The sequence below is a fragment of the Flavobacterium panici genome (genome assembly GCF_024499525.1).
Lineage (GTDB): Bacteria > Bacteroidota > Bacteroidia > Flavobacteriales > Flavobacteriaceae > Flavobacterium > Flavobacterium panici.
This window is the reverse complement of record NZ_CP100437.1, coordinates 4588110-4599604: the sequence shown is the minus strand read 5'-3', so window position 1 is coordinate 4599604 and position 11495 is coordinate 4588110. Positions and strand designations below refer to the sequence as shown.

Below are 11495 nucleotides of genomic sequence, written 5' to 3'. Positions count from 1 at the left end.
AAGTAAATAAAACGGTTATACAAGTAATTATCTTAATATACAGCTATAAAAGGGTGTTATTAAAATGTAGAAATACTTTGAGAATCATTGACTTCTTCAGTTTACAAAAAAATTAAATAAGCATTTATAATAAATTAGTCAGTATATATACTAAATAAAATTACAACAGCTTAACAATACTTTTGATAAATGAGCCGTGACTATTTTGGATAAATAGTAGATTCAAATTTTCTAAAATTAGATGATTTAAATTAAAGAATTTTAATGATTGCGGGATTAATCCTCGTGTTTCGATTTTTTTAAAAAGACCAATTCTTTTACGTATTTTTGTATTAATATTCTGATATTCAAGAATTTGATTTGTTTTTATCAGATTCATTTTTTACTAGCAGCCTTTCGCTATATAGGAATTCTTCCTTTAAAATTTAACAGCCTTTTTCATATATACCCTAATCTATAAGTTTAAAAACTTTTACGGGCAAAAATAAATTGATTTTCAAGAGAACTTTGCACCTTCAAATCTAGATGTTTGAATTTTAAAGACTTAAGAAAATAATTAAACACATAATAATTAAAAGGTTATGAAAAATAGATTACTCCCTTTATTTGTTGTTTTGGCTACCTTCTCGGCCCGTTCTCAGGTTGGTATTGGAACTAAATCACCAAATGCATCGGCCCAATTAGAGGTCACGACTAATGAAAAAGACCCATATGGTAATAGTACCAAAGGTATTTTGATTCCTAGGGTTACTTTAGAGAAAACAACTCAATTTGGTCCAATAGAAGGTGATCCAACTAAAAGTAATAGTTTACTGGTTTTTAATATTAAGGAACAGAATGATGTTACACCAGGTTATTACTACTGGTATGTTGACAGATGGATGAGATTTGCAGTTTCAGGTGAAGCTGGTTCGGGTACAGGAAAAAATGGTATGGATGGTATTCCTGGAACAGAAATTTGGAAAGAAATTCCTGGGAATGAAGGTAAAACAATAACAGAATTCTTAGCTGGTCTTAAAGGAGCAGATGGAAAATCGGCATTTGAAATCTGGAAAGAACTTCCTGGAAATGACGGAAAAACAATCACAGAATTCTTAGCTGGATTAAAAGGTGCAACCGGAACAGATGGTGTTGATGGAAAATCAGCATTTGAAATCTGGAAAGAGCTTCCTGGAAATGACGGAAAAACAATAACGGAATTCTTAGCTGGATTAAAAGGGGCAACCGGAACAGATGGTATTGATGGAAAATCGGCATTTGAAATCTGGAAAGAACTTCCTGGAAATGACGGAAAAACAATAACGGAATTCTTAGCTGGATTAAAAGGGGCAACCGGAACAGATGGTGTTGATGGAAAATCGGCATATGAAATCTGGAAAGAGCTTCCTGGAAATGACGGAAAAACAATCACAGAATTCTTAGCTGGATTAAAAGGAGCAACCGGAACAGATGGTATTGATGGAAAATCGGCATTTGAAATCTGGAAAGAACTTCCTGGAAATGACGGAAAAACAATAACGGAATTCTTAGCTGGATTAAAAGGGGCAACCGGAACAGATGGTGTTGATGGAAAATCGGCATATGAAATCTGGAAAGAGCTTCCTGGAAATGACGGAAAAACAATCACAGAATTCTTAGCTGGATTAAAAGGAGCAACTGGAACAGATGGTGTTGATGGAAAATCGGCATTTGAAATCTGGAAAGAGCTTCCTGGAAATGACGGAAAAACAATAACGGAATTCTTAGCTGGATTAAAAGGAGCAACCGGAACAGATGGTGTTGATGGAAAATCGGCATTTGAAATCTGGAAAGAACTTCCTGGAAATGACGGAAAAACAATCACAGAATTCTTAGCTGGATTAAAAGGAGCAACTGGAACAGATGGTGTTGATGGAAAATCGGCATTTGAAATCTGGAAAGAGCTTCCTGGAAATGACGGAAAAACAATCACAGAATTCTTAGCTGGATTAAAAGGAGCAACTGGAACAGATGGTGTTGATGGAAAATCGGCATATGAAATCTGGAAAGAACTTCCTGGAAACGATGGTAAAACAATCGAAGAATTCTTAGCAGGCATAAAAGGAGCAACTGGAGCAGATGGTAAATCAGCTTTAGAGATCTGGAAAGAACTTCCTGGTAATGATGGAAAAGACGGGAAAGACTTTTTAGACGGATTAAAAGGAGCAACCGGAGCAGACGGATTAGCCGGAGCGCAAGGGGCGACTGGAGCATCAGCATTTGAAATCTGGAAAGAACTTCCTGGAAATGATGGTAAAACAATCGAAGAATTCTTAGCAGGTATAAAAGGAGCAACCGGAGCAGACGGATTAGCCGGAGCACAAGGGGCGACTGGAGCATCAGCATTTGATATCTGGAAAGAACTTCCTGGAAATGATGGTAAAACAATCGAAGAATTCTTAGCAGGTATAAAAGGAGCAACTGGAGCAGACGGATTAGCCGGAGCACAAGGGGCAACAGGAGCATCAGCATTTGAAATCTGGAAAGAACTTCCTGGAAATGATGGTAAAACAATCGAAGAATTCTTAGCAGGTATAAAAGGAGCAACCGGAGCAGACGGATTAGCCGGAGCACAAGGGGCAACTGGAGCATCAGCATTTGAAATCTGGAAAGAACTTCCTGGAAATGATGGTAAAACAATCGAAGAATTCTTAGCAGGTATAAAAGGAGCAACCGGAGCAGACGGATTAGCCGGAGCGCAAGGGGCAACTGGAGCATCAGCATTTGAAATCTGGAAAGAACTTCCTGGAAATGATGGTAAAACAATCGAAGAATTCTTAGCAGGTATAAAAGGAGCAACTGGAGCAGATGGTAAATCAGCTTTAGAGATCTGGAAAGAACTTCCTGGTAATGATGGAAAAGACGGGAAAGACTTTTTAGACGGATTAAAAGGAGCAACCGGAGCAGACGGATTAGCCGGAGCGCAAGGAGCAACAGGAGCATCAGCATTTGAAATCTGGAAAGAACTTCCTGGAAACGATGGTAAAACAATCGAAGAATTCTTAGCAGGTATAAAAGGAGCAACCGGGGCAGACGGATTAGCCGGAGCACAAGGGGCAACTGGAGCAGACGGATTAGCCGGAGCACAAGGGGCAACTGGAGCATCAGCATTTGAAATCTGGAAAGAACTTCCTGGAAACGATGGTAAAACAATCGAAGAATTCTTAGCAGGCATAAAAGGAGCAACTGGAGCAGATGGTAAATCAGCTTTAGAGATCTGGAAAGAACTTCCTGGAAATGATGGTAAAACAATCGAAGAATTCTTAGCAGGTATAAAAGGAGCAACTGGAGCAGACGGATTAGCCGGAGCACAAGGAGCAACTGGAGCAGATGGTAAATCAGCTTTAGAGATCTGGAAAGAACTTCCTGGTAATGATGGAAAAGACGGGAAAGACTTTTTAGACGGATTAAAAGGAGCAACCGGAGCAGACGGATTAGCCGGAGCACAAGGGGCAACAGGAGCATCAGCATTTGAAATCTGGAAAGAACTTCCTGGAAATGATGGTAAAACAATCGAAGAATTCTTAGCAGGTATAAAAGGAGCAACTGGAGCAGACGGATTAGCCGGAGCACAAGGAGCAACTGGAGCAGATGGTAAATCAGCTTTAGAGATCTGGAAAGAACTTCCTGGTAATGATGGAAAAGATGGGAAAGACTTTTTAGACGGATTAAAAGGAGCAACCGGAGCAGACGGATTAGCCGGAGCACAAGGGGCAACTGGAGCATCAGCATTTGAAATCTGGAAAGAACTTCCTGGAAATGATGGTAAAACAATCGAAGAATTCTTAGCAGGTATAAAAGGAGCAACCGGAGCAGACGGATTAGCCGGAGCACAAGGGGCAACTGGAGCATCAGCATTTGAAATCTGGAAAGAACTTCCTGGAAACGATGGTAAAACAATCGAAGAATTCTTAGCAGGCATAAAAGGAGCAACTGGAGCAGATGGTAAATCAGCTTTAGAGATCTGGAAAGAACTTCCTGGTAATGATGGAAAAGACGGGAAAGACTTTTTAGACGGATTAAAAGGAGCAACCGGAGCAGACGGATTAGCCGGAGCGCAAGGGGCGACAGGAGCATCAGCATTTGAAATCTGGAAAGAACTTCCTGGAAATGATGGTAAAACAATCGAAGAATTCTTAGCAGGTATAAAAGGAGCAACTGGAGCAGACGGATTAGCCGGAGCACAAGGAGCAACTGGAGCAGATGGTAAATCAGCTTTAGAGATCTGGAAAGAACTTCCTGGTAATGATGGAAAAGACGGGAAAGACTTTTTAGACGGATTAAAAGGAGCAACCGGAGCAGACGGATTAGCCGGAGCGCAAGGGGCAACTGGAGCATCAGCATTTGAAATCTGGAAAGAGCTTCCTGGAAATGACGGAAAAACAATCGAAGAATTCTTAGCAGGTATAAAAGGAGCAACCGGAGCAGACGGATTAGCCGGAGCACAAGGGGCAACTGGAGCATCAGCATTTGAAATCTGGAAAGAACTTCCTGGAAACGATGGTAAAACAATCGAAGAATTCTTAGCAGGTATAAAAGGAGCAACTGGAGCAGATGGTAAATCAGCTTTAGAGATCTGGAAAGAACTTCCTGGTAATGATGGAAAAGACGGGAAAGACTTTTTAGACGGATTAAAAGGAGCAACCGGAGCAGACGGATTAGCCGGAGCGCAAGGGGCAACTGGAGCATCAGCATTTGAAATCTGGAAAGAGCTTCCTGGAAATGATGGTAAAACAATCGAAGAATTCTTAGCAGGTATAAAAGGAGCAACTGGAGCAAACGGATTAGCCGGAGCACAAGGAGCAACTGGAGCAGATGGTAAATCAGCTTTAGAGATCTGGAAAGAACTTCCTGGTAATGATGGAAAAGACGGGAAAGACTTTTTAGACGGATTAAAAGGAGCAACCGGAGCAGACGGATTAGCCGGAGCGCAAGGGGCAACTGGAGCATCAGCATTTGAAATCTGGAAAGAGCTTCCTGGAAATGACGGAAAAACAATCGAAGAATTCTTAGCAGGTATAAAAGGAGCAACCGGAGCAGACGGATTAGCCGGAGCACAAGGGGCAACTGGAGCATCAGCATTTGAAATCTGGAAAGAACTTCCTGGAAACGATGGTAAAACAATCGAAGAATTCTTAGCAGGTATAAAAGGAGCAACCGGAGCAGACGGATTAGCCGGAGCGCAAGGGGCAACTGGAGCATCAGCATTTGAAATCTGGAAAGAACTTCCTGGAAACGATGGTAAAACAATCGAAGAATTCTTAGCAGGTATAAAAGGAGCAACCGGAGCAGACGGATTAGCCGGAGCGCAAGGGGCAACTGGAGCATCAGCATTTGAAATCTGGAAAGAGCTTCCTGGAAATGACGGAAAAACAATCGAAGAATTCTTAGCAGGTATAAAAGGAGCAACCGGAGCAGACGGATTAGCCGGAGCGCAAGGAGCCACTGGAGCAAAAGGAGATCAAGGTATCCAAGGTCTTAGAGGAGCAACTGGAGCAGACGGTTTAGCTGGAGCAAAAGGAGCAACTGGAGCTACAGGAAAATCAGCTTATGAAATCTGGGAAAGTGTAACAGCTAATAATGGAAAAACACAAGCAGAATTCCTGATAGCAATTAAAGGAGCAAAAGGTGATCCTGGAATTCAGGGAGTTGCTGGTCCAACTGGAGGACAAGGTACTCAAGGTTTCCCAGGAGAACAAGGAGAACAAGGACCTCAAGGTATCCCAGGTCTACCAGGAGCAAAAGGAGCGACTGGAGCAAAAGGAGATCAAGGTATCCAAGGTCTTAAAGGAGCAACCGGAGCAGATGGATTAGCTGGAGCAAAAGGAGCAACTGGAGCAGATGGAAGAGGTATTACTTCTACAACAATTGATTCAACAACTGGTGAAATGACTATTAGATATACTGATGGTACTAGTGCAAATGCAGGAAATGTTAAAGCAGTAATAGATCCAAAAGATCTTACTTCAGCACAACCTGAAATCTTAGAAGTGACTAATGGAACTGGAGCAGTATTACTAGATTCTAGTGTTAAAATCCTTCCTTCCGATAAAGAAGGTCAGGTATTGACAACAGTTACAGATGGTACAACTAAGACAGTAAAATGGGCAGATCCTAAATCTAATAATGTGATGAACATTAGAACAACTGCTGTTAGTACTGAAGTTGCAGATGATGATTACACTATTATAGCTGCTGGAATGACTGGCGATATCACAATCACTTTACCGGCTGCAGGAAGCAACAAAGGTAGAATTTTAGTGATCAACCAAAATGATGTGAGCAATGCAGGTACTGAACTAACAGTTAAGTTTGATGTAGATGTAATTTATTCATCTAAAATTAAAGCTAAAGAATTGTTAGCACCATTCTACTCTGCAACAACAGGAGGAACTCTGAAAATTAGTTTACAATCAGATGGTACAAACTGGTATGTAGTTTCATCTCTATAATAATTATAAAAATTCCATGCAAAGGGCTGCAAAGCCCTTTGTGTGGAAATTATAAAAAGCTATAAAAACAGGTTTTTCAGGCACAAATCATAAGATTAGGATTTGATAAACGGGTTGAATATAGAAGTTATTTTACAATGAATTGAATATCAGTTATATAGTTGTATATTTGTAAGATATTCATTAACATTTTTTAATCACTTCTATTTTTTTGGCTGTAAAGTTTCAATTTTTAAAACAATACATCCACAAATAAGGAAGAAAAGAAAACTAAGGCTTAATCTTTAGCTGAGTTTTTTTTTGATTAAAAGGTTTCAATTTTTAAAACAATTTAATAATTAGATAATGAAGAAAAATTTATTCTCGATATGGCTTATGCTTCTCGCCATATTCTTTTCGGTAAACATGGAAGCCCAGATGACCATTGGGGGCAAAAAAGAGCCAGAAGCCTTTTCCGTTTTGGAACTTCTGAACAAAGGCGGATTAAGACTGCCTCAAATGACAACGGCAGAGCGTAACGCTTTTGCAGTAAAAAATAATGATAAAGGTAACGGACTCACTATTTATAATAAAACAACAGATTGCGTAGAATATTGGAACGCCACGCGCTGGGTAAGTTTATGTGAGGGAACATCACAAACTGTAATAAGCCCGCAGCCTTGTGTAAATGTAGCTGCAGACGGTACAGGATGCGACAGCACTTTTACTATTGATGATGTTGACTGTCCTAACGGACCTTTTAATATTGCTATTACGGCTGGAGGAGAATATGCTTCGCTAAGTGATGTTGATGATGTAAACGGAAAATTTAAAATTAACTTTAACCCAAACGAAACAGTAAATATCCATACCGTATTAGTACGTGTAACGAGTACTTGTACCAGTTTGTTTAAAGAATTTTTATTTTCTCAAAATGGGATTGACTGTACTTCTATGCCTTATACGGCACCAAGTATATCACCATCAAGTGCGGCTTTGACTTTGTGTACAGGCGGAGCAGTATATTTATCGGTTCCTGCCAATACACCAAACCTTGATAAATTAATCTGGACACGTAATGGCGCTAAAGTGGCACAAGGTGTTAATTATTTTATTGCAACACAAAAAGGGGATTATAATATTTCTATGGGAGCAGTTGGATGTAACACAAGTGACTCAAACAAACGCACCATTACAGAATCTGGTTCTGTAACACCGGTTACGCTTTCAGCACTAGCATCTAATAATGGAGTAATCTGCGGTACAGGCAAAGTAACACTTTCGGTATCAGGAAACGGCAGTACTTCTGTTGTTTGGTTTCATAATGGTAAAGAAGAAAAAACAGGAGAGTCTGTAGATATTAGCGGTGACAGCAGCGTGGGAGAATGGTTTGCTGCAACTAAAGACGGAAATTGTTATTCTAAACCTTCAAACACTATTCAGGTAACAAAAAGTGAGGGTGCTTCAATACAGGTATCTCTTCCTGCGACTGATGTACTGGTAAACGGTGTTCAGTTAAGTACGTTTACCTCATTTTGTGCAGGTGGAAGCTTAGATTTAAGCATTGCCAATAAAATAAACGGTGTAACTTATACATGGTATAACGGAAATGATGTAATAGCTACAAATCCTTATATTGTTCCTGATTCTCAAACTACGATGTCACTTCGTGTGGTAGCAACAGACAACAGCGGGGCTAAATGTCCTGCAGAACAGAACAAATTAGAAGCAAATGTAACTCAGGGAAGTACGCCTGGACAGCCAACTATTACAGGTAATGCAATACTTTGTGACGGTACTACAGATTTAACAATCGTTCCGGCTGTGGCAGGAACTTACACCTATACTTGGTACAAAGACGGTGCAAAAATGACAGACACTACACCAACTATTACGGTTTCAACACCGGGTTCTGTATATACTGCGACGGTTAAAAATGCTACAGGATGTGTAAGCCCAACAGCTTCAAAAACAATATCAACAACGGTTTCAAGCCTTCCGGTACTTTCATGGATTTCTAAACCGGCTTCTGCAACTTATGGGGCAAAAGTTACCCTGCAGACTGGTATTGAATACGGTCCTGCAACAGATAATAAAAAAGAATTTTTAAAAATGTTTAAGAGAAAGTTCAAAGATAATTTTGAATTTTATCAGGATTCTTTTTCATTATGCAATGAAAGTAAATTGACCGATTATCAACGATGTATATTTGTTGTTTATAATCAGACAGAGTTGATGGATTTTTTCAAATTGGAAAAAGAAGGAATAAATGTAATGCTTTTTTTATCTAATAAATACCTGCATGATTGTATCTCTTTTTTTGATGAGACCACAAACTTAAAATTGATAGACGCTTCAAAATCCAGAACAGAAATTTTAAATGATTTAAAATCCTATTTTTATAGTTCAAGAATTGCTGAAAGTTGATGTAAAGCTGTGATTAAATATAGTATTTCCTCGATGAATATAAGGAAAAAGAGATACAAATTTATTCAAAGAATAGTCTGGAAATTGAATTTAAAAAAAAACGAGTTAAGTTATTGATAAATAACACTTAACTCGTTTTTTTTGTTTTTTATATTGTGATATTTTGCCTCTATTTTCCAATGCAGAAATTAGCAAAAATATTTCCCAGCAATTCGTCATTTGAAACCTGACCCGTGATAAGCCCAAATTGATATAAAGCCTCACGAATATCAAGCGCAATTAAATCACTTGAAAGATTGGTTTCAAGGCCAAATTTTACTTTTTGGATTTCATCTAAAGCTTTTAATAAGGAATCATAATGTCTTGTATTTGTGACAATAGTTTCATTGTTTCTTAAAGCTCCGGTATTTACAAAAGATAGTAATTTGTCTTTCAATTCCTCCACGCCAATTTTTTCTTTGGCCGAGATTTTTAAAAGCGTTAATTCCAGAGTTTCCAGTTTTTTATTGATCAAATCAATTTCATTTTCACTCAATAAGTCAACTTTGTTTATAACAACCAAAATTGGTTTTAGAGGATATTTATTTTTAACTTTTTCAATTTCGACAATATAGTCAGAACCTGAAACCTGAAATTTGAAACCATCAAACAAGAAGATTACAACTTGTGCCTGTTCAATTTTTTCAAAAGTTTTTTTGATTCCAATGCTTTCTACAACATCTTTAGTTTCACGGATTCCGGCCGTATCGATAAATCTAAAACCAACTCCGCCAATAACTAATTCATCTTCAATAGTATCACGTGTTGTTCCGGCAATGTCAGAAACAATGGCGCGTTCTTCATTTAATAAAGCATTCAATAAAGTCGATTTACCCACATTTGGTTCACCCACAATGGCAACAGGGATTCCGTTTTTAATAACATTTCCAACAGCAAACGAATCAATTAAACGTTTTAAAACAAATTCAATACGATTTAATAACTCATGAAACTGCGTTCTGTCTGCAAATTCTACATCTTCTTCTGCAAAGTCTAATTCCAGTTCAATTAAAGAAGCAAAATTCAAAAGTTCTTCACGTAATTTGGCAATTTCATTGCTGAAACCGCCGCGCATTTGTTGCATGGCAATTTGGTGAGAAGCTTCATTATCAGATGAAATTAAATCGGCAACAGCTTCTGCCTGCGATAAATCCAGTTTTCCGTTTAAGAAAGCTCTTAGCGTAAATTCTCCGGCATCAGCCATTCTGCAGCCTTTTCGCAATAATAACTGAATAATTTGCTGTTGAATATAAGTAGATCCGTGACATGAAATTTCAATCGTATCTTCGCCTGTATACGAGTTTGGTCCTTTAAAAACAGAAACTAAAACTTCATCAAGTGTTTTTTCATTATCCATAATATGACCCAAATGCAGCGTATGTGTTTTTTGCTTTGTTAAGTCTTTGTTTTTTATGGATTTAAAAACAGAATTTCCTATTGAAATAGCTTCAGCGCCCGAAATACGAATGATAGCAATAGCTCCGGCTCCGGATGGAGTTGCTAATGCTACTATAGAATCTTGATTTATCATGGTGCAAAGGTAAGAAAAAAGCAGAAAATTCTAAAGCCTTAATCACAGGTTAGTTATCCTGTTTAAACGTTGAAAACGGTAATTATTTAAGAAATCATTAACTGTTAAATTCCTGATAATTATCAGGTCGTTTTGGATTTAGAATGATTAAATTTGAGTAACAAACCTATAATCTGAAATAAAATGAAAAAGATATTATTCCCTACCGATTTTTCTGAAGCAGCTACAAATGCGTTTGTACATGCTTTAGAATTTGCAAAAGTTGTAAAAGCCGAACTTATTTTATTGCATACATTTGAGATTCCGGTTTATGACAGCCAGTTTTTTCCAGAAAATTATGCATCGATATACAGTTCAATAGAATTGGCAAAATTTGAAATGTTTAAGGATGAAATTCCAAAACTTCGTGCAATTGCAGCCGAACGTAATCTTGATAACATTATAATTAAACACCGACTGATGGATGGGGACTTGGTTTATAACCTGAAAAATGCGGTTGAAGAAGATGAAATTGATTTTGTAATAATGGGAACTACAGGCGTTTCTGACTGGACAAAATTCTTTACCGGATCTAATACAAATTCGGTAATTTCAGAAGTAAAAGTTCCGGTTTTATGTGTGCCTATTGATGCAAAATTCAAGAAAATTAAAACCATTGGTTTTACGACAAAATATCGTGAAAAAGATAAAGCTGAACTTAGAAAAGTACTTAAAATAGCTAAAAAAACAGATGCAAAAGTAAAAAGCCTTTATGTTAGATCTTCAAGTACAGATGTGACTGATATGACTATTAAAGAATGGCAGACTGAATTTGCTAATGAAAATGTAGAGTTCCTGGTGTTGCCAAGCGACGAAGTAAAAGAAACAATTCTTGATTTTGTACTTTTTAAAGACATCGATATCTTAACTACAATTAAGCATAAACGATCTTTCCTTGAATCTATTTTTGATTCAGGTTTTAGTCAGAAAATCACAAAAGAAGTTTCTATTCCAGTATTGATAATGCATGAGAATTAAAATTCTACTTTAAATGAATAGCTTTTTTGTAA

The 11495-nt window shown here is 37.9% G+C and carries 4 protein-coding genes; 3 read left to right on the top strand and 1 reads right to left on the bottom strand.

The features are described from left to right. Positions 1–581: 581 nt before the first annotated feature. The gene (locus tag NLJ00_RS19440; RefSeq protein ID WP_256635038.1) at positions 582–6470 is read left to right on the top strand and encodes a collagen-like protein; all 5889 of its coding nucleotides are present in this window, start codon (positions 582–584) and stop codon (positions 6468–6470) included. Positions 6471–6815: 345 nt separating this feature from the next. Further along, a complete protein-coding gene (locus tag NLJ00_RS19435; protein WP_256635037.1) occupies positions 6816–8876 on the top strand; it encodes a hypothetical protein in 2061 nt (686 codons plus the stop codon). A gap of 169 nt (positions 8877–9045) precedes the next feature. Here NLJ00_RS19435 and mnmE read toward each other — a convergent pair whose 3' ends face one another. Next, positions 9046–10446 carry a tRNA uridine-5-carboxymethylaminomethyl(34) synthesis GTPase MnmE gene (gene mnmE, locus NLJ00_RS19430; RefSeq protein WP_053472670.1) on the bottom strand — a complete coding sequence of 467 codons (1401 nt, stop codon included), beginning with the start codon at positions 10444–10446 and terminating at the stop codon, positions 9046–9048. Between the two features lie 183 nt (positions 10447–10629). Here mnmE and NLJ00_RS19425 point away from each other — a divergent pair, with 183 nt between their 5' ends. Then, positions 10630–11463: a universal stress protein gene (locus NLJ00_RS19425; protein ID WP_256635036.1), complete on the top strand. Its 834-nt coding sequence runs from the start codon at positions 10630–10632 to the stop codon at positions 11461–11463. Positions 11464–11495: the final 32 nt, after the last annotated feature.